This window comes from Streptomyces sp. NPDC057743 (assembly GCF_042798755.1).
Taxonomy (GTDB): domain Bacteria; phylum Actinomycetota; class Actinomycetes; order Streptomycetales; family Streptomycetaceae; genus Streptomyces.
Genome location: NZ_JBHVJX010000019.1, coordinates 20,613 through 46,381, shown reverse-complemented (window position 1 = coordinate 46,381; position 25,769 = coordinate 20,613). Strand labels below are relative to the sequence as shown.

The window sequence follows — 25,769 nt, the reverse complement described above, 5'->3', positions numbered from 1 at the left end:
CGGTTCGCGGCTATGGGTTCGTGTCTCCCGAAAATGGTGGGGGAGACGTCTTTCTGCACGTCAACGACCTCCTGGTGGACAAGTCCCTGATCGCTCCCGGCGTCACGGTCGAGTTCGACATCGAGGAGGGCGACCGGGGCCTCAAGGCGGCCGACGTGCGGGTCATTTCGGGCGCCCCGGCCGTGCCCGCCGCCTCGTTCTCGGTGGGGCACCCGGTGTCGCGGGACGGCATCGAGGACGGCATGTGCGACGTGCTGACCGTTAAGGAATTCACCCGGGAAATCACCGAGACGCTGCTGCTCGCGGCGCCCGGTGCGACCGGGGAACAGATCCTCCAGATCCGCCGCCGGCTGACCGAGGTCGCCACCCGGCACGGCTGGGTCGAGGCGTAACCGCCGGCACGGATCATCCGGGGCGGACCGGCGGCGACAGCGCTGCCGGTCCGCCCCGCGGTTGTCGTGGGCGCCCCGGCCCGGGGAACGGGCGGCGGCGGGCGGCTCTGCGAGACTGGTCGCCCTGGGGCCGGTCCGTGCCCGATCCACCGGACGGGCGCCAGTCCTCAACAGGTCGTCGCGGAAGGCGGGGTGGAGCCGGCGTGCGGACGGAAGGCAGTCGGGCGGCCGCGGGGCGGCACGCCCCCGAACGGCCCCCGGGCACCCGGCTACGGCCGGTGGTGCTGGCGCCGGTGCGCGGGGTGGCGCTGTGGGCGATCGACGCCGCCGGCTTGGTGCTGCTGGCCGCGACCCTGATCACCGCGCAGGCCACCTACCTCCTCGGCATCCCCTACGCCCATGTCACCGTCGTCGAACGCGGCCGCGCGCTCACCAACCTGACCCGGCGACTGGCCGGCATCTGGTCGGCGGTGCCCGTCCCGGCGCCGTACCACCCCCGCCCCGCCCCGCCGCGGGCGGACGCCGACGGGCTGCACCGGTACCAGAACAAGCTCTACCGCTCGGCCTGGATGCCCCACCACAAGCTGCTGGTGCGCTGGATCGTCAACGACGACGCGTCCTGGCGGGACGTGGGGTGGCTGCTGCTGGCCCCGTTGAGCTGTGGGCCGTTGGCGGCGCTGCCGGCCGCGCTGATCGGGGCGGGCGCGGTGGTCGCCGCGGCGGGCGCGGGCGCGCTGCACCTCGGTGACCTCGTCGCCCCGCTGCGGTCCATCGATCCGGCCGGGGTGTGGCTGGTGCCCGCCGGGGCGCTGCTGGCCGCGGTCGGGTTCGCCGTCGGCCCGGCGCTGCTGCGCTGCCACGCCGCGGCCGCCCGGCTGTTGCTCGCCCCGTGCCGACGCTCCCGCTTCGGTGCGGCGGTGCGCGCGGTGATGCGCTCGGGGGTGGCGCTGCACCGGCTGACGGTGCTGATCGGCGTCGCGGTCGCGGAGTTGGCGATGTTCGCGTTCCTGGCCGTGGCGTTCGTCGTGCTGCACGTGCTGGGCCTGGCCGTGCTGTGGTGGGAGCTGGTCGCCGCACCGGCCCGCCGGCTGGTCGAGTTCGGCCGCCGACTGGTCCGCGACCGCACCGGTCGCACCCTCCCCGCGCCCTACCTCCCCGAGCCGCCGCCCCCGCGCCAGCGCGCCGACGGCCTCTACCGCTCCGGCAAGCGCCTCTACACCAGCCAGCGGCAGTCCGCCCAGCGCGAGCGCGTGCGGTGGATCAGGAACGACGTGGCCACCTGGCGCGACCTGGTCTGGCTGGCCACCGACCCGCTGCTGGTGGCCGCGGTGGTGCTGCCGCTGACGCTGCCCGCGCTGATCGGCGTCTTCGCCCTGCTGTGGCCCTGGCTGTGGTGGCCGTTGGCGGGGCCGTTCCTGCCCTACGACCCCGCGGCACCCTGGCACGCGCTGCTGAGGCTGCTGCCCGGCGACGGGGCGGCGGCGCTGTCCCACCCGGCCTTCGGCGTGCTGCTGGCGCTGCCGCTGATCGCCCTCAGCGGCGTCCTCGCCGAACCGCTGCTGCGGCTGCACACCCGCTGGGCGCAACTGTTGCTCGCCCCGACCGGCGGCCGGCTGCTGGCCCAACGGGTCGAGGAGCTCACCGAGACCCGGACCATCGCCACCCACGCCCAGGCGGCCGAACTCCGCCGCATCGAACGGGACCTGCACGACGGCTCGCAGGCCCGGCTGTTGGCCATCGGCCTGAAGCTGAACACCGTCAAGAACCTCGTCGACTCCGACCCCGCCGCGGCCAAGCAGGTCGTCGGGGAAATCCAGGAGGCCGCCGCCCAGGCCCTGGCCGAGCTGCGCGACCTGGTGCGCGGCATCCACCCGCCGGTGCTGGCCGAGCGGGGACTCGGCGACGCGGTCCGCGCCCTGGCCATGGACAGCCCGCTGGACGTCGCCGTGCACCTGGAGCTGACCGAGCCGATCCAGCAGCCGTTGGAGACCGCCGTCTACCTGGCGGTGTCGGAGCTGCTCAGCAACGTCACCAAGCACGCCAGCGCCAGCCGGGTGGCGATCGACCTGGTGACCAGGGACGGGGCGCTGACCGTGACGGTCACCGACGACGGGCGGGGCGGCGCGGCCCCCGGCCCGGGCAGCGGGCTCAGCGGCATCGCCCGCCGCCTCACCCCGTTCGACGGGACGCTTTCCATCGTCAGCCCGCTCGGCGGACCGACCACCATCACCCTCAACCTCCCGCTGGTAGGGGCCCGTTCGGACGCCTATAGGGGTGCGACGAACCCCTCGTAGGGGTAGGGCTGGGTCCGGGCAAGGGGTGGGTCTATCTAGACCCCACTTCGGGGCCTATACGGATTCCTCGCGTCCGGCTCCGGCCCTATCGTCGAAAACGACCGTCGGGACTCGCGTCCGGGCGCCGTTCGGGAAGCGAACACGGGAGAGCATTGAGATGAGCCAGGGCCAGCAGCCGCACTACGGTGCCGCGCCGTATCAGGAGCCGTACGGTTCCGCGTCCCAGGGGAACGCGCGGTTCACCGAGGAGGAGAAGAAGCAGATCGCCGCCGCCCGCCGCGGTCTGCTCAAGTCCCTGTTCATCAGCCTGATCCTGCCGCTCGGGCTGTACTACGGGCTGCGCGAGTACGGCGTCTCCCCGCTGAACGCGCTGCTCATCGGCTGTGTGCCGCCGTTCCTGAAGGCGCTCTACACGATCATCAAGGAGCGCAAGGCCGACCCGGTCTCCCTGTTCACCCTGAGCCTGCTGATCATCGGCGGCCTCACCTCCCTGATCACCGGCAGCCCCCGCTGGATCCTCGCCAAGAGCGGTGTGCTCACCGTCGTGCTCGGCATCGCGCTGCTGCTCACCACCCACAAGCGCCCGGCGATCTTCCAGGGCCTGATCAGCCTCCAGACGTCGGCCGAGTCGACCGCGAAGTGGGAGGCGCTCTGGCAGGACTACGCGGAGATCCGCCACATCATGCGGGTCACCAACGTCATTTGGGGCGTCGGCTTCTTCCTCGACGGCATCATCCGGATGTTCCTGGCCTATCGGCTCGACATCGACGCGGTGCCCACCGTCACCACCGTGATGTTCGTGGTGAGCATCGTGCTGTTCCAACTCGTCAGCAAGCGCTACGGCCGGCTCTACATGCGCCGCCGCGGGCTGCGGCTCAACGGCACCACGGTGGAACGCCTCTAGGGCCCGTCCCTAGGGCCATCCCGTTCCCCGCACACCGACGCGCGCCCGGCCGGCACCCCGGGCGCGCCCCGCCCCCCACAGGAGCCCCCATGCCGCGCGCCCACATCGCCGTCTTCAGCTACGCCGCAGGCGGCCACGTCACCCCGCTCCTCGGGATCGTCGAGGAACTGGTGGACCGGGGGCACCGGGTGACCTGGCCGACGACCGAGGAGTTCGCCGAGCGGGTCGAGGCCACCGGCGCCACGGCGCTGATCCACCCGGCGTCGCGGCCGGTCTTCGCCGGCGGGGCCGCCGCCGTCACCGCCGAGAACGCGGCGGAGCTGTCGGCGGCACAGTTCCGGCAGACCGTCGACGCCGCCGACGTCGCGGCGGCCCGCTTCGCCGCGGACGCCCCCGACCTGGTGCTCTACGACACCACCGTGCTCGCCGTCGGCCGGCTGATCGCCCTCAAGGCCGGCTGCCCCGCGGTCCAGGTGTTCCCCACCTTCGCCGCCAACGCCAGGTTCAACCTCTACGAGAAGCTGCCCGAGACCAGCAAGATGCTGGCCGAGACGGGCGTCTCGCGGATGATCGTCGACATGCTGGCCGAGTTCCTCGCCGTCCACGGGCTCGACATGACGGTGGACCGCTTCCACGCCAAGTCCGAGGCGCTCTCCCTGGCCGTGCTCCCCAAGCCCTTCCAGTACGCCGCCGAGCGGTTCGAGGACGGCGACCCGGTGTTCGTGGGCCCCTGCCTCGGCTCCCGCGCCGACGACCGGAGTTGGACCCCACCCGCCACCGACCGCCCGATCGTCGTGCTCTCTCTGGGGTCCCACCGCTACGACGGCGGCGAGCAGTTCCTGCGGGACTGCGTCACCGCGTTCGCCGACGCGCCCTGGCACGTCGTGCTCTCCACCGGGCATCACCTGCCGCCCGAGGAGCTCGGCCCGCTACCGTCGCACGTCGAGGCGCACGCCTGGCTGCCGCAGACCGCCGTGCTGCGGCACGCCGCCGCCTTCGTCAGCCACGGCGGCATGGGCGGCACCACGGAGGCGATGTACTTCGGGGCGGCTCAGGTCGCGGTGCCGATGATGCCCGAACAGGCCGCGGTCGCCGACCGGTTGGTGGAGACCGGCCTCGGCGTGAAGGTGCCGCACGAGGAGCTGTCGGGGGAGCGGATCCGGGACGCCGTGGCGCAGGTCCTCGGCGATCCCGACATCGCCCGGCGGGTGCGGGAGTTCGCCGGCCATGCGCGGGACGCCGGCGGCGCCCCGCGGGCCGCCGACGCGATCGAGGGCGTCCTCGGCGGGGCCGGCGGGCCCCAACAGACCACCACCCCCAGGGCCGACGCCGCCGGCTGACCCCCGCGGCCCGGCGTTGCCCACCGGCGTGCGTGCGGAGACCAGTTCTCCGCACGCACGCCGGACCTTTGTGTCGTGCGGCAGTTGCGTTACACCGTGCGTCGGAGGACAAAAGGCGGGCGGGCCACGGGAATCAACTCCCGTGGCCCGCCCGCCGTTTCGGCGTCCGCCCCGACTCAGCCGACTCAGCCGGCGCCGTAGAACTCGCGGACCGCGCCCACGATGCGCTCCTGGTCGGCCGCCGTGAGCTGGGTGTAGGTCGGCAGGTACAGGCCGTCCTCCGCGAAGCGGTGGGCGTTGAGGGTCGGCCAGATCGGATCGAGGTAGCCGGGTTGCTGGCTCATCGGCTTGAAGAACAGCCGGGTCTCGATGCCCGCCTCGGCGAGGAAGCGGCGCAGCTCCTCCCGGCGTTCGGCGCGCAGGTCGTACATCCACAGCACCTCGCGCGGCGGCATCAGTGTGATCCCGGGGATGTCCCGCAGGCCCTCGTCGTACCGCTTCTCGATGTCGCGGCGGCGGGCGAGGATCTCGTCGAGCCGTTCCACCTGCGCCAGCGCGACCGCGGCCTGCATGTTGGTCATGCGGAAGTTGTAGGCCAACTTCTTGTGCAGGAAGTTGTGTTCCGAGGAGAAGGCCATCCCGCGCAGATGGGCCATCTGGCCCGCCAGCCACGGGTCGTCGGTCAGGCAGATGCCGCCCTCACCGGACGTGATGATCTTGTTGGCGAAGAGCGAGAAGCACGCGATGTCGGCCACCGGCCGCACCCCGTGCGCCTCGGCGGAGTCCTCCACCACCCGCAGGCCGTACTGGAACGCGATGTCCATGATCGCGTCCATGTCGCAGCGGCGCCCGTAGACGTGCACCGGCATGATGACCTTGGTGCGCGGGGTGATCTTCTCCTCGATGCGGGCGGCATCGATGGTGAGGTCGTCGCCGCAGTCGACGAACACCGGCGTGCCGCCGACGTATTCGACCGCCCAGGCCGTGGCGATCATCGTGAACTCCGGCACGATGACCTCGTCGCCCGGCCCCACGCCCAGCGCCCGCAGCGCCAGCGTCAGCGCCGTCGTCCCCGAGGAACACGCGACGCCGTGCGCCACGTCGTTGTAGCCCGCGAACGCCTCCTCGAACCGTTTGACCGCCGGCCCCTGGGAGGAGATCCAGCCGCTGCCGACCGCCTCCGTCACATACTCCAGCTCACGCCCTTCGAGCCATGGCTGGGACACCGGGTACTCGTAACCCATGAACTTTTCGCTCCTCCACGTCGACCTTGCCTGATTCGGGTGCCGGTCACGCGTGGTCGGATGCGATCCGCTCCAGCTGCGCGGGGGCGGTCTCCACGCCCGGCATGGCCAGTACCTTCCGCTTCGCCTCCGCGGCCCGGTGGGCGAACGCACCGTCGCCGAGGACCGCCCCGCACGCCCGCGCCACCGCCTCCGCCGTCGCGTCGGCCGCCTGAAGTCCCAGCCCCAGCTCGGCGATCCGCCGCGCGTTGTGCGGCTGGTCCGCGCCCTGTGGGCACACCACCATCGGCACCCCGGACCGCAGCGCCTCCCGGATGCCGTTGTAGCCACCGTGGTTGAGGAACAGGTCGGCGACCTCCAGCACCAGCGGCTGCGGCACCGAGTCCACGAGGTGCACATGCGGGGCCCGCGGCAGATCCGCGCCGATCCCCCCGCTGGCCACCAGCGCCACGCAGTCCACCTCGGACAGCGCCTCCACGATGAGCCGCGCCTCGTGCTCCGGCCGGATCGACGACGGCAGGGTCACCCCCTGCTGCTGGAGTTCGGCCTGCATCGGCAGGGAGGTGCCCAGCGCGGCGTACACCAGCGGCTTGTCCGCGGGCAGTTCGGCGATCCAGGGCGGCAGCGACTCGCCGTGCCGGGCCAACACCGGCTGCCTGTAGCGCAGTTCGACCGGCCACGGGTGGGCGGTGAAGGACAGCTCGGCCGGGACGTAGTCCACCCGCCCGAAGCCGTACAGGCCCCGGCCCGAGCCCGTGACGCCCAGCGCGGCGCCGTGCGCGTCGAGCGGGTCGGCCAGCCGCGCCGGGTCCAGCAGGATCGTCGAGCCGCCCGACATCGTGACGTGCGGAACGCCCAACTGCTCGGCCGCCAGATAGCCCAGCAGGTCGAAGTCGTCGCGCAGCAGCAGGTCCGGCTTGAACTCCCGGGCCGCCTCGGTCACCGGCGGCAGCAGCTCCCGCCAGAAGTCGAAGGCGAACAGCGCGTTGAAGCCCTCGGTGTGGTCGGTGGCGTCGGTACTGGTCTCCACCCCGGCGGCCTCGGCCGCGGCCATGCCCTGGAGCATCGCCTTCAGCCCGTCGTAGGCGTTGGGCATCAGGGTGGAGATTCCGACCTTCTCCCGGGCCAGCTCCTTCACGACGGGTGCGGAGGTGATGAAGTGCACCTCGTGTCCGGCGTCGGTCAGGGCCCGGACCAGCGGGACGAACTTGCGGGCGTGCGAGGGCGAGGCGTTGACGGTGGCGAGGACGCGCACGGGGATCAGGCTCCTGTTCCAGCGGTACGGGTCAGGCCCGGGGGGACGGCTCGGCGGCGGCGTGCGCGAGGACGAGGTCCGCGGCCCGGGTGAGGCCGCCCGCCTCCCGCTGGCGCGCGCTCCAGTACCGCGCCCGCTCGGTGAAGCTCTCCTGCTCCAGCAGCGCGGTCAACTGCCGGGCGATCCACGCCGCGTCGGGCTCGGCCGCGTACGTGACGGTCAGGCCGAAGCCGGCGTCCACGACGCGCGCCGCCCAGTCGTAGCAGTCCATCCAGAACGGCATCACCAGCAGCGGCTTGCCGAAGTAGCAGCCCTCGCTGACCGCGTTGCCGCCGCCGTGGTTGAAGAACACCCGCACGTGCGGATGGGCCAGCACCTCGGTCTGGGACGGCAGCCACGACTCGATGCGCAGGTTGGCCGGCAGCTCCTCGCGCGGCGGCAGCAGGTGCTGCTGGGACTCCGGGAGGCGCCACAACACATGGTGCTCGGGGGGCAGTTGGCGGATGGCCTCGACCAGTGCGCCGATCTGTCCGGCGGAGGGGCGCATGATGGTGCCGAAGCCGATGTAGACGATCGACTCGTGCGCGTCGAGCCAGTCGCTCAGCGCGGTCCGCTCGGTCTCCGCCGGCACCGGCGGGACCAGCGCGCCGACCATGGTGAGGTTCTCCGGCAGGTCGGGGAACTCGTAGTCGACGCCGAAGACGGTGAGCCCCAGCACCGCCCGGGCGCCGTCCGCGTACTGGGACGAGACGCAGGCCGGGTTGGCGAAGCCGGCGGCCACCCGCTGCTCCACGAACTTCCTGATGCCGGCCGAGTTCGCGGCCCACTCGCCGACCTCGCGGGTGAACTCCTCGTTGGCCGCGAGCTGTTCGGGGGTCATCTTCAGCGGCAGGCCGGTGAAGGTCTTCGGGTACTCCTCGGGCACCCGGTGGCCGTAGACCGCGCCCATCGGGATCGGCACGGTCATCACGTACGGGATGTCCCGGGCCTGCGCCGCGTCGAAGGCGTAGGGCACGTCCTGGTCGGCGATGATCAGCGCGGGCCGCACCTCGTCCACGACGGTCAGCAGCCGGTCGTAGACGGTCTGGAGGAAGTCGGCGTCGGTGACCCGCTCCAGATACGCGGAGACCGCCTGGGCGCGGGAGGCGACGGTGAACGCCTCGAACGTCTCGTTGTCCCAAGTCTTCGGCAGGTGTGCCGGGTTGGGCTCGCCCAGGGACGCGAACCGCACGGGGGGCGTGCCGGGCAGCGCCTCGATGTCGCCGCGACAGTCCTCGGTCGTGGCGAAGACCGACTCGACGCCGCCGCGCCGGCCGAGCTCGGCGGCGATGGCCAGCAGCGGATTGATCCGGCCGGACTCCGAGCTGCTGACAAACAGCAGCGGCCCACCGTGCAGATCTGACATCGAGGGTTCCCCCAGTCGTTCCTCTTGAGTACCGGTACCGGCCGGTGGAGCTTCGCCCCTGTCGCCCGCCGCCGGGTCTGTGGTGGCGGAGTGCGGCGGCCGCACGTGAGATACGGGGGAGCGGGCCGAGCCGGCCCCATACAAGACGCGCCGGACCACCGGGAGCAACCCCTATCGCACCCCAGTCATCACCGGGAACGGGGCGGGAGCCGCCACCTCCTGCGGCAGCGGCTCCCGCCCACGCAACGTCCCCTTACGAGGCGACCGACTCGGGCGGCAGCGCGCCCTTGCTGCGCCCGACAGCGTTGTCGGTCACTAACGGTTCACCGTCCTTGAGGCGCAGCGGGAGGTCCGACCGGCGCTTCACGTTGAGCTTGCGGTACACCCGCGTCAGATGCTGCTCGACGGTGCTCGTCGTGATGTAGAGCTTGCGCGCGATCTCCCGGTTGGTGTGCTCGGTCGCGGCCAGCGCGGCGACCCGCCGCTCCGCGTCGCTGAGGGTGTCCACGGCGTCGGTGGGCGAGCCGGCCGGGCGGTGGGCGCCGTCGGACGGGTAGAGCACCTGCCGGCACAGCGTCTCCATGCCGCAGTCCTCGGCGACCTGCATCGCCAACTGCCCCATCATCCGCGCCCGGTTGAACTCCCCGAGCTCGTGGTGGGCGCGGCTCAGCTGCGCCCGGGTCAGCACCAGCTCGCAGCGGTCGCCGGACTCCTGGAGCAGCCCGATGGCCTCGCGCAGCAGCCCGGGGCGCTGCTTCAGGCACTCCGTCGCCGCCAGCACCCGCAGCGAAATCCCCCGCGTCCGGGGCGAGTCGGCGCCCGGCAGCGACAACTGCTCGACGACCATCCCGTGGGCGGCCTCGGGCCGGTCCATGCCGAGCTGTACCTGCGCCAGATCGCTGCGCCACGGTACGAGCGCGGGCAGGTCCAGCGTCCAGTCCCGGGCCAGGTCGCCGCACCGCCGGAAGTCGGAGAGGGCGGCCTGGAGCCGGTTGGTGGCCAGGTAGTGATGGCCCCGCGCGTGCAGGTACTTCAGCCCGTACAGACCCTGGAACATCGCCTTCGGCACGGCCCGGCGGACCACCCGGGAGGCGTCCTCGTGCTTGCTCATGGCGGTCTGCGCCAGCAACTGCACCGCCAGCGGATAGCCGATGGCCACCCCCCAGCCGTGCGCGGAGATCAGCCCCAGCGCCTGGACCGCCCGCTCCTCCGCGGCGGGCAGATCCCCTTGGCGCAGGGCGATTTCGGCGTGGATCGCGGTGAGCAGCGCCTGCCAGGTGTTGGCCCGGCTCGCCCGGGCCTCCGCCAGGAAGCCCCGGCAGGCCGTGGCGGCCCGGTCCAGGCGGCCGGCGTGCAGCAGCAGCGACAGCCCGAACTGCACCGTGCCGATGGTGGTGTCGCCCAACGAGATGCTGCTCAGCACGGACTCGGCCCAGTGCACCGCCGCCCCGTCCGGACCGTCGCGGAGCGCCGACGCCAGCACCGACGACGTGGTCAGCTCCGCCGGTTGCGCGATGAAGAGGCTGATGGCGGCCGGCGTCTGGGCCCCGTCGCGGTCCGTCGGGGCGCGGTCCAGCCGGAGCCAGTGCTGGAGGTCCTCCAGGCTGCCCAGGTCGGCCGCGGTCGAGGGATCGGAGGTGTCGACCACGGACTCCAGCCGCGCCAACAGCTCTTGGGCGTTCTCCACCCGGCTGTGCCAGAGCAGGTACCGGGCCACCGTGATCGCGTCCCGGTCCTGGAGGAGCCCCGCCACCAGGGCCTCCTTGAGCGGGGTGAGGTGGCAGGCGGCGGCGGACGGGTCGCGGCGCCACTTCAGCCGCGCCAGCGACAGCGTGATCAGCGCGGCCTGTTGCGGGTCGTCGTCGCAACTGCACCGGGCCAGTTCCAGGCACTCCACGGCGAGGTCCACCCGCTCCTCGGCCAGGGCCTGCGCACAGGCGTCCTGGAGGACCGGAACGGCCCAGGCATCCGGGGCGTTCCCCGCGGCGATCAGGTGCTCGGCGATGCTGAGCGGATCGGCGCCGCAGTCGTGCAGCAGCCGCGCGGCGTGCAGGTGCATCCGGCCGCTGTCGTCGAGCGGGAGGGTGTTGAGCACGGCGGCGTTGACGGCCGGGTGCCGCAGTTGACCGTCCCGTTGGAAGCGGGAGTGGGTCAGCACGCCCATGATCTGCTCGACCTGTGCGCTCTTCATGCCGGTCACCTGCCCGATGAGGGAGGGGCTGGCGTGGTCGCCGAGCAGGGCCAGGCCGCGGGCGACCTCGATGGTGCTCTCGTCCCAGCGGTACAGACAGGCGAACACGGCCTGTTGGAAGGACTCCTTGGCGATCGGCCGCGCCGACAACGTCCGTCCGCCGCCCGGCTGTTGGACCATCGCGTCCTCGATCAACCCGCTCAGCAGCAGCGGGTTCCCGCCGCTCACCTCGCTGTAGGCGGGGGCCAGTCGGGCCGCGGTGACCTCGTCGACGTGTTCGGCGAGCACCTCGGTGATCCCGGCGACGGTGAGCGGAAGGAGCTGGATGCGGTGGGAGTTGGGCTGGCGGAGCAGCTCGGCACGGAAGGTGGGGTGGGCCGGGGGCGAGACCTGGCACTCGCTGAGGAGCACCAGCAGCCGTTCGCTCCGCAGACGGCGCAGCAGGAACAGCAGGATCTGTAACGACGACTCGTCGGCATGCTGGATGTCATCGATGGAGAGCACCACGTGCCGCTGGGTGGTGAGTTCCAACAGGGCGCTGCACAGGGTCCGGGCGAGCTGCGCAGTGGTCTGCTGCATGGTGACCGGATCAGGTCCCTCGGCGGGGGCCGGGGCCTGGGCGAGCAGCGCGTGGGCGTCCCCGCCGAGCGCCGGTTGGAGTTCCTGGTGGTGGAGCACTTGGCTGATGAGGCCGAACGGATGGGTCTGTTCGGCGCGGGATCCGGTCGCGGTGAGAACGACGGCGCCGGTTTCCTCGGCCTGCTCGGCGAACCTGTGGAGCAATGCGGTCTTGCCGCAGGCGACGGGCGCTTCGACCAGGACCGTCTGAGCTTTGCCCTGTTCCGACTTGGAGTACAGGTTTCTCAGTAGAGCCATCTCGAAGTCGCGTTCGGCGAATAGCATGCACTGTCCCCCTTCCAAACTCCCATCCGTCGCCGCAAAGTTTCAGTCAATACTTGTTAACGAGGGGTTTTCTGAGGCGACGTCAAGGAGCTGGCCAATTCCGTGAGTGGTAAATCTATCGCATATGCCCGGCGGTTGGGTTCGGCAATTTGGCGGCCGATCTGGTATCCGGGCGCCGGCATCCGCTCCGGGTCCGCTGCTATGCGCGCGATTCCCGTCGAAATCTTGCCATCGGAGCTCGGGGTTTGCGACCGGGTCTTGGTCAAGAGACGCCGCATCGCGGGCAATTGAGACACGGGTCACATGTCGCGGATGCCCATGAGATCCCGGTCACGTCCCCGGGGTGCGATTGAGGTACGCCAGCACCGCCAGCACCCGGCGGTTGTCGTCGTCGGAGGCGGCCAGGCCCAGCTTGTTGAAGACCCTCGTGGTGTGCTTGCTGACCGCGCCCTCGCTGACGTAAAGCCGGGCCGCGATGGCCGCGTTGGACCTCCCCTCGGCCATGAGCTGGAGGACCTCGATCTCCCGGGCGGTCAGCGCCGCGAGCGACGTGGTGCCGGCGTTGCTGGTCAGCAACTTGCTGATGACTTCCGGGTCCAGGGCGGTGCCGCCCGCGGCGACCCGGTGGACCGCCTCGATGAACTGAGACTCGTTCAGCACCCGGTCCTTGAGCAGATAGCCGACCCCGCCGGCCGAGTCCGAGAGCAACTCCCGGGCGTAGAGCTGCTCCACGTGCTGGGAGAGCACCAGCACCGGCAGGCCGCGGTTCTCCCGCCGGGCGGACAGCGCGATGCGCAGCCCCTCGTCGGTGTGGGACGGCGGCAGCCGCACATCGACCACGACGATGTCGGGGACGTGCTGCCGCAGCGCCTCCTCCAACTCCGGGCCGCTGCCGACCGAGGCGATGATCTCGAACCCGTGGGAACTGAGGAGGTTGCTGATCCCGTCTCTCAGTAGGAAGAGGTCCTCCGCGAGGACGACTCGCATTGCGGCTCCAAGGGCAGAACTCACTACGACGGGCGCATCGGCGACTCGCAGTCTACCCACTGGCCCACGGCCGTCCGGGGATGTGAAGGGCTGTTCACAACTGGGAGCGCCCCACGCGTCTTTCCGCGCCGGCACGCCGGAGGTGGGAGGTCTGAACCTTCTTCCCCACTGACTCGGTAGCGGCCCTTAGGGGGCACCGCGAAGACGCCTGTTAGGGGTCGCTAGGGGTGGTAGCCCGGCGCGGCCGCAGCGTAGCCTCCGAACGAAGATATGAATCGGCCGGATTCCGTTCGTCGTCGATTCAAGATGTCGGAATTTCCGCGTCACATTGCGAGGAAAAGGCGCGGTGTAGGCGTCCGGTCGCCCGGCGAGTAAGTCGCCGGAGCCGGCCACGGGCGATTCGTGCGCACGCCGGCATTCGTTGCCGTTCGGTGAGTGCGTGAACACACGGGGGTAACGGGGGCTTTGGATGTCTGACAGGCATGACGTGCCGGGCAACGGTGTGGCCGTCGTCGGGTTGGCCCACCGATTTCCAGCGGCGAAAGAACCGGATGCCGGTACCGTCAAGGAGGCCGGCGAGCCGGGCGAACCCGCACTGGTCGCGCTGACCAGGGAGGCGCTCGGTCCCCTCGTGCACCAGGTCGCCGACGGCGCCGCGGTGTTCCTCTGCGGCGACGCCCCCCGCCAGGGCCACCTCCTGGCGCCGCTCCTCGGGAATCCCGCCCCACGCCCAGCCGCGGAGGACGGGGGCCCCGCCCTCGACCGCGCCATACGCCACGCCTGCACCACGCTCCTCACCGGTACCGCAACGCGCGCCGTCATCGGCGGAATCTGGCCACCCCAACATCCGGACGGACCAGGCGAATTCGGCACTCGGGGCCGCACCGACGCGGACACCTGCGCCGTCCTCGTCCTCAAGACCGAGGCCCGCGCCCGCGCCGACGGCGACCCCATCCTGTGCGTCCTGCAGGACGGCGCGCTCCCCGAGCCCACGGACACCCACCACGCCGAGGCGTCCCCGACGGACGGCACGCCCGTGCCCGAAGTGGCGGCGCTCGCCGAGGCCGTCCGACGGCTGGAGCGCGGCGGGCACGGCAGGCCCCCCGCGGCCCGAGACGGCGGCCGCGGCACCCAGGACGGCGAGAACGAGGTCACGGTCGCAGTGCAGCCCCACCGGTCCCACGAACCCGACGCCCCCCTCCCGCGCTCCGGGGCGGCCCGGCCCACCACCCCCCACGGCACCGCGTTCCTCTTCTCCGGCCAGGGCAGCCAACGCCACGCCATGGGGCGCCAACTCCACCGCACCCAGCCGGCGTTCCGGGAGGCGTTCGACGAGGCGTGCAGCCACCTCGACCCCGGCCTCGAAACCCCGCTCGCCACCCTGCTCTTCGCCGGCCACGCCGACAACGCCGGCCACGCCGACAACGCCGGCCACGCCGACAACGCCGGCCACGCCGACAACGCCGGCCATGCCGACCGCGCCCACCCGCTGCTGCACCGCACCGACCACACCCAGGCCGCCCTCTTCGCCCTCGAAGTCGCCCTCTACCGGCTCGTCGAGAGCCGCGGACTGCGCCCCGACCACCTGATCGGCCACTCCATCGGCGAGTTGGCCGCCGCGCACGTCGCCGGCGTGCTCTCGCTCCCGGACGCCTGCGCCCTGGTGTCGGCCCGCGGCCGGCTCATGCAGGCCCTGCCCGAGGGCGGCGCGATGGTCGCCGTCCAGGCCACCGAGGACGAGGTCCGCGCCCAACTCGCCGCCGTCGACGGCGCGGACGGCACCGTCGACATCGCCGCCGTCAACGGCCCCTCCTCCGTGGTCCTCTCCGGCGACGCGCAACCCGTCCAGGACCTCGCCGCACACTGGTCCCGGGCCGGCCGCAAGACCAGCCGACTGCGGGTCAGCCACGCCTTCCACTCCCCGCACATGGACCCGATGCTGGCGGACTTCCGCCGCGTCGCCGAGGCCCTCACCTTCCACCCGCCCGGCATCCCCGTCGTCTCCAACGTCACCGGCGACCTCGCCCGCCCCGAGGACCTCACCACCCCCGACTACTGGGTCCACCACGTCCGCCGCCCCGTCCGCTTCCTCGACGGCATCCGCACCCTGCACGCCGCCGGCGCCCGCACCTTCCTCGAACTCGGCCCGGACGCCACGCTCACCCCCCTCGTCCGCGACTGCCTCCCCGACGACGCCCCGGCCACCGTCGTCCCCGCCCTGCGCCGCGACCGCGACGAGGCGACCACCCTCGACGCCGCCCTGGCCCGCTGCCGCCGGCCACACGACGCCACGCCCCCCACCACCGCGCCCCGCACCGACGCCCGGCACCTAGCCCCCCTCACCGCACCCGAACAACACCGGGCCCTCCTCGACCTCGTCCGCACCGAAGTGGCCCGCGCCCTCGACACCGTGCCGGCCGGGCAGATCGCCGACGACGGCCCGTTCACCGACCTCGGCGTCGGCTCGCTGACCGCCGTGGAGATCCGCGACGCGCTCACCGCCGCCACCGGCACCCCCCTGCCCAGCACCCTGCTCTTCGACCACCCCACCCCGCGCGCCCTCGCCCACCATCTCCACCGCCAACTCCTCGGCGTCACCGACCCGCAGGCCGACCACGACCCGACCGACGACACCGCCGGCGACCCGGACGAACCCCTCGCCATCGTCGCGATGAGCTGCCGACTGCCCGGCGGCATCCACACCCCCGAAGACCTGTGGGAACTGGTCCGCACCGGCGGCGACGCCATCACCGGCTTCCCCGAGGACCGCGGCTGGGACACCACCCGGCTGTTCCACCCCGACCCCGAGCGCCCCGGCACCTCCCACACCCGGCACGGCGGATTCCTGCACGACGCCGCCGAGTTCGACCCCGGCCTCTTCGGCATCTCCCCCCGCGAGGCCCTCGCCATGGACCCCCAGCAGCGCCTGCTGCTGGAGCTGAGCTGGGAAGCCCTCGAACGCGCCGGCATCGACCCGACCTCCCTGCGCGGCAGCCGCACCGGCGTCTTCGCCGGCACCAACGGCCAGGACTACGGCACCCTGCTGCTCGGCGCCCCCGACGACCTGGAGGGCTACCGCGGCACCGGCAGCGCCGCGAGCGTGGTCTCCGGCCGCCTCGCCTACACCTTCGGCCTCGAAGGCCCCGCGGTGACCGTCGACACCGCCTGCTCCTCCTCCCTGGTCGCGCTCCATCTGGCCGCCCAGTCACTGCGCGCCGGCGACTGCTCGATGGCACTGGTCGGCGGCGTCACGGTGATGGCCACCCCCGCGAAGTTCGTCATCTTCTCCCGCCAGCGCGGGCTGGCCGCCGACGGCCGCTGCAAGTCGTTCGCCGAGGCCGCCGACGGCACCGGCTGGAGCGAGGGCGCCGGCGTCCTGCTGGTGGAGCGACTGGCCGACGCGCGCCGCCGCGGACACCCGGTCCTGGCCGTCGTCCGCGGCTCGGCGATCAACCAGGACGGCGCCTCCAACGGCCTCACCGCCCCCAACGGCCCCGCCCAACAGCGCGTGATCCGAGCCGCGTTGGCCAACGCCCGGCTGACCACCGCCGACGTCGACACCGTCGAGGCACACGGCACCGGCACCCGCCTCGGCGACCCGATCGAGGCCCAGGCACTGCTGGCCACCTACGGCCAGGACCGGCCGGCCGAACGCCCGCTGTGGCTGGGCTCGTTGAAGTCCAACCTCGGCCACACCCAGGCCGCCGCCGGCGTCGCCGGCGTGATCAAAATGGTGCTGGCCATGCACCACGGCCTGCTGCCGGGCACCCTGCACCTCGACCGGCCGACCTCGCACGTCGACTGGGCGGCCGGCGCCGTCGAACTGCTGGCCGAGGCCCGGCCCTGGCCCGAGACCGGGCGCAGCCGACGCGCCGCGATCTCCTCGTTCGGGGTGAGCGGCACCAATGCGCATGTCGTGCTGGAGCAGGCGCCGGAGGAGGACCGGCCTGCGGCTGACGGCTCCTCGTCCCCTGCGGCCCCGGTGGCTACTGCCCCCGCCACCCTGCCCTGGCTGGTGTCCGCCGCCACCCCGGCGGGGCTGCGGGACCAGGCCCGACGGCTCCACGAACACCTCGCCGCGCACCCCCAACTCGACCCCGCAGACGTCGGGTTGTCCCTGGCCACCACCCGCGCCCAACTCGGCCACCGGGCGGCCGTCGTCGGCGCCGACCGGGACGCCCTCCTGGCCGGCCTGGCCGCGCTCGCCCGCGACGAACCCGCCGCGGGCGTGGTCCGCGCGCCGTCGGCCCCCGCCGGCCGCGGTCGACTCGGCGTGCTCTTCACCGGCCAGGGCGCCCAACGCCTGCACATGGGACGCGCCCTGCACGCCCGCTTCCCGGTCTTCGCCGACGCCTTCGACCGGGCCTGCGACCTCCTCGAACGGGCCCTGGGCGCACCGCTGCGCCCTGTGCTGTGGGGCGCCGATCAGGACCTGCTGAACCAGACCGTGCACGCCCAGGCCGGCCTCTTCGCCGTCGAGGTTGCCCTGTTCCGCCTGCTGGAGTCGTACGGGGTCGCCCCGGACGCGCTGATCGGCCATTCGATCGGCGAGTTGGCGGCCGCGCACGTGGCCGGGGTGCTGTCGCTGGAGGACGCCTGCACGCTGGTCGCCGCCCGCGGCCGGCTGATGCAGGCGCTGCCCCAGGGCGGCGCGATGCTCGCCGTCCAGGCACGCGAGGACGAGATCGCCGAACTGCTCGGCGCAGCGGTGTCGTTGGCCGCGGTCAACGGCCCGGAGTCGGTGGTGGTCTCCGGCGACGCCGACGCCGTCGAGACCATACGGGAATGGGCCCAGGCACACGGCCGCAAGACCAATCGGCTGCACGTCTCGCACGCCTTCCACTCCCACCGCATGGCCGGCATGCTCGACCAATTCGCCGACGTAGCCGAGCAGTTGACGTACCACGCCCCACGGATTCCGGTGATCTCGACGCTGACCGGCGAGCCGGCCGGCGAGCGGGAGCTGTGCTCGCCCGCGTACTGGGTGCGCCAGGTCCGCGAGGCCGTGCGGTTCGCCGACGCGGTCCGCACCGCCGCCGCACAGGGCGTCACCCGCTTCATCGAGGTCGGCCCGGACAGCGTGCTCACCGCCCTGGCCGACACCACCCTCGCCGGCAGCGACCCGGCCGCGCTGTGCACCGCCGCCCAACGCGCCGACCGCGACCCCGAACTCGCCCTGCTCACCGCCCTGGCACGGCTCCACACCCACGGCACGGACCTCACCTGGGCCCCGCTGTTCCCCGGCGCCCGCACGGTCACACTGCCCACCTACGCCTTCCAACGCCAGCGCTACTGGCTCGACGCCCCGACCCCGTCGCCCGCAACGGCCCCCGCCGACCCCGCCGACCACCACTTCTGGGACGCGGTGACCGGCGAGGACTGGGACACCCTCCGCGCCGCCCTCGGCCTGGACGACGCCACCTCGCTGTCGGCCGCCCGCGCCGCGCTCACCGCCTGGCGCCAGGCCCAGGACACCCGAGCCACCCTCGACCGGTGGCGCTACCGCATCCGGTGGGCGCCCCTCACCGGCGCCAACAGCGCCCCTCTCAACGGGACTTGGCTGCTGGTCCAGCCGTCCACCGACGGGCCCGCCGACGCCGTCGCCGACGCCCTCACCGCCGCCGGCGCCCGCGTCGTCCGGATGCCCGTCGACGGCGCCCGCGACCGCGCCGAGTTCGTCCGCCTCCTCACCGCCGCCCTCGACGGCGCCGACGAGCCGACGGCGGTGGTGACCACCCTCGCCACCGACCTCCGGCCACACCCCGACCACCCGTCCCTGCCGTTGGGCACCGCCGGCCTCACCGCCCTGCTCCAGGCCCTCACCGACCTGGACATCGACGCGCCCCTGTGGTCCCTCACCCAAGGCGCCGTGCACGCCACCTCCGCCGACCGCCTCGACGCCCCCGCCCAGGCACTGGCCTGGGGACTGGGCACCGTCGCGGCGCTGGAACACCCGCGGCAATGGGGCGGCACCATCGACCTCCCGCCCGTACTGGACGCGCGCGCGGCCGAGCGACTGTGCACCGTCCTCTCCGGACACACCGGCGAAGACCAGGTCGCCATCCGGGACATGGGCCTCCTCGCCCGCCGCCTGGTACGCACCCCCCGGGACGCCGCAACCCAGCCCCACCCCGCCCGCCGGGACCTGTCCGGCACCACCCTCATCACCGGCGGCACCGGAGCGCTGGGCGCCGACGTCGCCCGCCGGCTGGCCCGGGAGGGCGCCGCCCACCTCCTCCTCACCAGCCGCCGCGGCCCCAACGCCCCCGGCGCCCCCGAACTCCGGGCCGAACTGACCGCGCTCGGCGCGGACGTCACCGTCGTCGCCTGCGACGCCGCGGACCGCACCGCCCTGGCCGCGCTGCTCGACACCGTGCCCGCGGACCGCCCGCTGCGCACCGTCGTCCACGCCGCCGGCACGCTCGCCGACGGCACCCTCCAGACCCTGACCCCCGAGCGCTTCGCGGCGGTCCTCGACGCGAAGACCGCCGCCGCCCACCACCTCCACGACCTCACCCGCCACCTCGACCTCGACGCCTTCGTCCTCTTCTCCTCCGACACCGGCACCCTCGGCAGCGCCGGCCAGGCCAACTACGCCGCCGCCAACGCCGGTCTCGACGCCCTCGCCCAACACCGCCGCGCCCACGGACTCCCGGCCACCTCAATTGCCTGGGGCCCCTGGGGCGCCCACGGCATGGCCGCCCGCGGCGCCGCCCAGGACCGGCTGCGGCTGCGCGGACTGGGCGCCATGGCGCCCCAACTCGCCCTCGACGCCCTGTTCCAGGCGCTGGACGACGACGAGACCCTGCTGACCATCGCCGACATCCAGTGGGAGCGCTTCACCGCCGCGTTCACCGCCGCCCGCCCCAGCCCCCTGCTGAGCGCCCTGCCCGAGGCGGCCCGGAACACCACAGGCACCACCCAGACCACCCCGGACGCCGACTCCCCGGCCAACCGCCTGGCCGGCCTGCCCGCCGCGGAACGGCGGCACGCCCTCACCGAGACCGTCCGCACCCACGCCGCCTCGGTCCTCGGCCACGCCGACCGCGACGCGGTGTCCGCCAACCGGCCCTTCAAGGACCTGGGTTGCGACTCCCTGACCGCCGTCGAGCTGGCCAACGCCCTCGGCGCGGCCACCGGAATCCGCCTGCCGGCCACCGCGGTCTTCGACTACCCCACCCCGCGCGCCCTCGCCGAACACCTCGCCGCCACGCTCTTCCCCGGCACCCAAACACCGGACGCCGCCGCCCCCACCACCGACGGCACCCCCGCCGCCGACGAACCGGTGGCCATCATCGGCATGGCCTGCCGCTTCCCCGGCGGCATCCGGACCACCGAGGAGTTCTGGACGTTCCTCACCGAGGGCCGGGACGCCATCGACGACTTCCCCACCGACCGCGGCTGGGACGCCGACGCCCTCTACGACCCGGACCCCAACGCCCCCGGCAAGTCCTCCGTCCGCACCGGCGGATTCCTGCACGACGCCGCCGACTTCGACCCCGCGTTCTTCGGCATCTCCCCCCGCGAGGCCACCGCGATGGACCCCCAGCAGCGGCTGCTGCTGGAGACCTCCTGGGAGGCCATCGAACGCGCCGGCATCGACCCCACGTCCCTGCGCGGCAGCCGCACCGGCGTGTACGTGGGCATCAACACCCACGACTACGCCGAACTGCTCCTCGACGCCGGCGACGACCTGGAGAGCTTCCGCGGCACCGGCACCGCCTTCAGCGTGATGTCCGGCCGCGTCGCCTACACCCTCGGACTGGAGGGCGCCGCGGTCTCGGTCGACACGGCCTGCTCGGCGTCCCTGGTCGCCCTGCACTCGGCGGCCCAGGCACTGCGCGCCGGCGAGTGCACGCTGGCGCTCACCGGCGGCGCGACCATCATGGCGACCCCGCGCCGCTTTGTGGAACTGTCCCGCCAGGGCGCCCTCTCCGGCGACGGCCGCTGCCGCGCCTTCGCCGACGGCGCCGACGGTACCGGCTTCGCCGAGGGCGTCGGCATGCTCCTGGTGGAGCGCCTGTCGGACGCGCGCCGCAACGGGCACCGGGTGCTGGCGGTGATGCGCGGTTCGGCCGTCAACCAGGACGGCGCGTCGAACGGCCTGACCGCGCCGAACGGTCCGTCCCAACAGCGGGTGATCCGCCAGGCGTTGACGAACGCCCGCCTCTCGGCCGCCGACGTGGACGTGGTCGAGGCGCACGGCACCGGCACCAAGCTGGGCGACCCCATCGAGGCCCAGGCACTGCTGGCGACCTACGGCCAGGACCGGGCCGCGGACCGTCCGCTGCTGCTGGGCTCGGTGAAGTCCAACATCGGCCACACGCAGGCGGCCGCGGGCGTGGCCGGCGTGATCAAGATGGTCGAGGCCATGCGCCACGGCCTCGTACCGAAGACCCTGCACGTCGACGCGCCCTCACCACACGTGGACTGGTCAACGGGCGCGGTGGAGTTGGCCACGGAGAACCAGTCCTGGCCGGACTCCGGCCAGGTGCGCCGCGCGGGCGTGTCGTCCTTCGGCATCAGTGGCACCAACGCCCATGTGATCCTGGAGCAGGCGCCGGAGTTGGATGTTGCGGAGGGCGAGCCGCGGCCGTCGGACGGGGCGGGTCCGGTGGCGTGGGTGCTGTCGGGCAGGTCCGAGGCGGGGTTGCGGGCGCAGGCGGATCGGTTGGGTGAATTCGTCTCCGATCGGCCGGAGTTGGTGCCGGCTGATGTGGCGTTTTCGTTGGCGTCGTCGCGTGCGGTGTTGGAGCACCGGGCGGTGGTGGTTGGTGCGGATCGGGAGGCGTTGCTGGCGGGTGTGCGGTCGGTGGCGGCCGGTGATCCTGCTGCGGGTGTGGTGACGGGGGCCGGCTTGGATGTTGGTTCGGGTGCGGTGTTGGTGTTCCCGGGCCAGGGCTCGCAGTGGGTTGGCATGGCCGCCGAACTCCTCGACTCTTCCGAGGCGTTCGCGTCGCGTTGGGCCGAGTGTGAGCGGGCGTTGGCGCCGTTTGTGGACTGGTCGTTGACGGAGGTGGCGCGCTCGACCGACCCGGCCGTACTGGAACGCGTTGATGTGGTCCAGCCGTTGCTGTGGGCGGTGATGGTGTGTCTGGCGGCGACGTGGCAGGCGGCTGGTGTGGAGCCGGCGGCCGTGATCGGTCACAGTCAGGGTGAGATCGCGGCTGCTGTTGTCGCCGGTGCGCTGTCGGTGGAAGACGGCGCGCGGGTGGTGGCGTTGCGCTCGCAGGCGATCACCGCGCTGTCGGGTGCCGGCGGCATGCTGTCCGTTCCGCTGCCCGTCACCGAGGTGGAGTCGGTCCTGGCCGGCTACGAGGGCCTGGGCGTCGCGGCGGTCAACGGCCCGTCCGTGACGGTGGTTTCGGGCGACGCGGCGGCTTTGGATGCCGTGCAGGCAGCCTGGGAAGCGAAGGACATCCGCGTCCGCCGCATCCCGGTGGATTACGCCTCGCACTCCCCGCACGTCGAGGCCATTCGCGACCGCATCCTCTCCGACCTCGCCCCGATCGTCCCGGCTTCGTCGCCCGTGGGCTTCTTCTCCACACTCACCGGCGAGGCGACCGACACCGCCGGCCTCGACGCCGGTTACTGGTACCGCAACCTGCGCCAGACCGTCCGTTTCGAGGAAGCGATCCGGGCTGCGGTTTCCGCTGGCCACACGGTCTTCATCGAGGCATCTGCGCACCCCGTGCTGACCGTTGGCGTCGAGCAGACTCTCGACGCGGTGAGCGCGATCGGTGCCGCCTTCGGCACCCTGCGTCGCGACCACGGCGACACGGCCCAACTCCTCACCTCCCTCGGCCAGGCGCATCTGTACGGTCTGCCCGTTGCCTGGGAGAAGGTCCTGGCCCCGCACCACCCCCAGCGGGTCGATCTGCCCACCTACGCCTTCCAGCGTCAGCGTTACTGGCCCAAGTCCGTGGTGCGGGTGTCTGGCGATGCGCAGGGTCTGGGGTTGGGTTCGGCGGGACACCCGTTGTTGGGTGCGGCGGTGACGTTGGCGGACTCCGAACAGGTGGTGCTGACGGGCCGGTTGGCGCTCTCCACGCACCCGTGGCTGGCCGATCACGCCGTCATGGGGACCGTCGTGCTGCCTGGGGCGGCCTTCCTGGAGTTGGCGGTCAGCGCCGGTGAACAGGTCGGGCACGGTTCGGTGGAGGAGCTGATCCTGGAGAAGCCGCTGCGGCTCACCGAGTCCGGTGGGGTGCAGGTGCAGGTCAGCGTGCAGGCGCCCGACGAGGGCGGTAGGCGGGCGTTGGCGATTCACTCGCGGCGCGAGGCGGAGACCGGCGGCGTCTGGACCCGACATGCGACGGGTGTCCTCGCGGCGGCGTCGGCCGCTCCGTCGCCGACCGGCCTGGACATCTGGCCACCGTCGGGCGCGCGGGCCGTCGAGACCGACGGGTTCTACGAGCGCCTGCTCGGGATGGGGTACGAATACGGGCCGGCCTTCCGTGGGGTCCGGGCCGCCTGGGAGCGCGACCAGGAGTTGTTTGTCGAGGTCCAACTGCCGGAGGAAGTGCGCTCGTTGGCGGGGGAGTTCGGCCTGCATCCGGCGCTGCTCGACTCGGCGTTGCAGAGCCTGCGCCTGGCGTCCTTCGCGGAGCAGCCCGCTCCCGGGCAGGTGCGGATGCCGTTCTCGTGGAGCGGTGTCAGCCTCCATGCCGCGGGTGCCGCGACGATGCGGGTGCGCATCGCGCCCGCCGAGTCCCCCGAGGCCGTGACGCTCACGCTGGCCGATGCCACGGGGGCGCCGCTGGCCACCGTCGATGCGTTGGTGTCCAAGGCGGTGTCCGCAGGTCAGATAGGGGAGGCGGGCGCGGGGGACGGCCTGCTGGCGGTCGAGTGGGTGCCCGTGGCGACCCAGCGCGGGGACGGGACTGGGATACCCAACTGGGTGGGGCTGGGCAAGCTCCAGGGCCCCGGCGGTTGTCACGCGGACCTGGTGGCGCTCGGTGCCGCCGTGGACGCGGGGGCACCGGTCCCGGACGCCGTGGTCGTCGAACTGGCGGATGTCTGTGCCACCGACGCGACCCCGCGGGCCCATGTGCACGCCGTGTGGGAACTGGTGCGGGCCTGGCTTGCCGGCGCATGGTCCGCCGCGTCCCAGCTGGTCGTGGTGACGCGGGGCGCCGTGGGTGCCACCGCGGGGGACCGGGTCGACGGACTGGCCCAGGCCGGTGCCTGGGGCCTGTTGCGGTCCGCCCGTTCGGAACACCCCGGGCGGTTCGCGCTCGTGGACCTGGACGAGCCCGACGAGTTGGACGTCCCGGCGGCCTTCAGCGAGTCGCTGCCCGCGGCCCTGGCGGTCGTGGCGGCGGGCGAGCCGCAGGTCGCGGTGCGCGACGGCATACCGCTCGTACCGCGGTTGGCACGGGACGCGACACCGGCGCAGCCCGTAGCCGTACCCGCGCAGACCACAGCCGTTGCCGCTGCCGAGGCGCCCCTCAGCCCGTTCGCGCCGGACGGCACCGTCCTCATCACCGGCGGCACAGGCACCCTCGGCCGGCTGATAGCCAGGCACCTGGTGGTGCAGCACGGCGTGCGGCACCTGCTGCTGACCAGCCGTCGGGGCCCGGCGGCCCCGGGCGCCCAGGAACTGGCCGCGGAACTCGCCGAGTTGGGGGCGTGCGCCGAGATCCGGGCCTGTGACGCCGCGGACCGGGACGCCCTGGCCGAGGCGTTGGCCGGGGTCCCCGAGAACCGGCCGCTGCGGGCCGTCCTGCACGCCGCGGGCGTGCTGGACGACGGCGTCATCGAGGCGCTCACCCCCGAGCGACTGGAGACGGTGCTCCGCCCCAAGGCCGATGCGGCACTCAACCTGCACGAGCTGACCCAACACCACGACCTGACGGCGTTCGTGCTGTTCTCGTCCGCGGCCGGGGTGTTCGGCAATGCGGGCCAGGCCAGTTACGCGGCCGGCAACGCCTTCCTGGACGCGCTGGCCCAACACCGCAGGGCCCGGGGCCTGCCCGGCACCTCGCTGGCCTGGGGACTGTGGGCCGAGGCCAGCGGCATGACCGGGCACCTCGCCGACACCGACGGTCAGCGGATGGCGCGTCGCGGCGCCCTGCCGATCAGCACCGAGGGCGCCCTCGCCTTCCTCGACGCCGCCCTGACCCGGAGCACCACCGGAGCGCTCGCCCTACCGGTCCGCCTGGACCTCAACGCGCTGCGCGCCCACGCCACCGACGGTTCCGTGCCCGAGGTGCTCGGCGCCCTCGCCCGCGGCCTGGTCCGCCCCGCCGTCTCGCGCGGCCGCGGCACGCCAGGCACCGGCGGCCCGGCCGGCGCCCCAGGCACCACCGGCACCTCGTTGGCCGAGCGCCTGGCCGGACTGCCGGCCGAGGAAATCGACCGGCTGCTGCTGGACCTGATCTGCGGACACGTCGCCACCGTCGTCGGCTACGCCACGCCGGACGCCGTGCAGCCCAACCGCCCCCTGAAGGACCTGGGCTTCGACTCCCTGATGGCCGTGGAACTGCGCAACCGGCTCAACGCCGCGACCGCCCTGCGCCTCCCCTCCACCCTGGTCTTCGACTACCCGACCCCCTTCGCGATCGCCAAGCTGCTCCAATGCGAACTGGTCACCGAACCGGCCGCCGCACCAGGCACCGCAGCGACGTCGGTCGACGGCGAACTCGACCGCCTGGAGGCCGCGTTGGCCGCCATGGAAGACGCCGACGACGGACGTCAGCGGATCGTCGCCAGGCTGGAAGCGATGCTGGCCAAGTGGCAGGACATCGCCGCAACGGGCCCGGACGACGACCCGGACGACGTCACCGACCGGCTCGACGCCGCCACCGACGAAGAGATCTTTGCGTTCATTGACACCGAGCTCGGGTCCTGAC

Annotated in this window: 10 protein-coding genes; 5 read left to right on the top strand and 5 right to left on the bottom strand. The window is 73.0% G+C overall.

The genetic code is table 11. The features are described from left to right. The first annotated feature begins 20 nt into the window (after nt 1–20). From ACFVFQ_RS22300 to ACFVFQ_RS22285, 4 genes are all read left to right on the top strand, one after another. Complete coding sequence (locus ACFVFQ_RS22300; protein WP_383418714.1) at nt 21–392, top strand: cold-shock protein; 372 nt, start codon at nt 21–23, stop codon at nt 390–392. A 203-nt stretch (nt 393–595) separates the two neighbouring features. Then, nucleotides 596–2,686, top strand: coding sequence for a sensor histidine kinase (locus ACFVFQ_RS22295; protein ID WP_383418712.1), 2,091 nt, complete (start codon nt 596–598; stop codon nt 2,684–2,686). A gap of 157 nt (nt 2,687–2,843) precedes the next feature. Further along, complete coding sequence (locus ACFVFQ_RS22290; protein WP_383418710.1) at nt 2,844–3,590, top strand: VC0807 family protein; 747 nt, start codon at nt 2,844–2,846, stop codon at nt 3,588–3,590. 89 nt (nt 3,591–3,679) lie between these two features. After that, the gene (locus ACFVFQ_RS22285; RefSeq protein WP_383418708.1) at nt 3,680–4,930 is read left to right on the top strand and encodes a macrolide family glycosyltransferase; all 1,251 of its coding nucleotides are present in this window, start codon (nt 3,680–3,682) and stop codon (nt 4,928–4,930) included. 185 nt (nt 4,931–5,115) lie between these two features. Here the strand turns inward: ACFVFQ_RS22285 and ACFVFQ_RS22280 are convergent, their stop codons facing one another. The 5 genes from ACFVFQ_RS22280 to ACFVFQ_RS22260 form a co-directional block, all read right to left on the bottom strand. Further along, on the bottom strand, nt 5,116–6,174 hold the full coding sequence (locus tag ACFVFQ_RS22280) for a DegT/DnrJ/EryC1/StrS family aminotransferase (protein WP_383418706.1): 1,059 nt from the start codon (nt 6,172–6,174) through the stop codon (nt 5,116–5,118). A gap of 46 nt (nt 6,175–6,220) precedes the next feature. Beyond that, nucleotides 6,221–7,429: a glycosyltransferase gene (locus ACFVFQ_RS22275; RefSeq protein ID WP_383418704.1), complete on the bottom strand. Its 1,209-nt coding sequence runs from the start codon at nt 7,427–7,429 to the stop codon at nt 6,221–6,223. 31 nt (nt 7,430–7,460) lie between these two features. Continuing rightward, entirely contained in the window at nt 7,461–8,834 is a 1,374-nt protein-coding gene (locus tag ACFVFQ_RS22270; RefSeq protein ID WP_383418702.1) for a glycosyltransferase, read from the bottom strand. Between the two features lie 253 nt (nt 8,835–9,087). Then, nucleotides 9,088–11,928, bottom strand: coding sequence for an AAA family ATPase (locus tag ACFVFQ_RS22265; RefSeq protein WP_383418700.1), 2,841 nt, complete (start codon nt 11,926–11,928; stop codon nt 9,088–9,090). A 330-nt stretch (nt 11,929–12,258) separates the two neighbouring features. Continuing rightward, on the bottom strand, nt 12,259–12,915 hold the full coding sequence (locus ACFVFQ_RS22260) for a response regulator (protein WP_383418698.1): 657 nt from the start codon (nt 12,913–12,915) through the stop codon (nt 12,259–12,261). A gap of 469 nt (nt 12,916–13,384) precedes the next feature. On the opposite strand from ACFVFQ_RS22260, the gene ACFVFQ_RS22255 reads away from it, so the two are divergent. Then, complete coding sequence (locus ACFVFQ_RS22255; RefSeq protein WP_383418696.1) at nt 13,385–25,768, top strand: type I polyketide synthase; 12,384 nt, start codon at nt 13,385–13,387, stop codon at nt 25,766–25,768. Nucleotide 25,769: the final 1 nt, after the last annotated feature.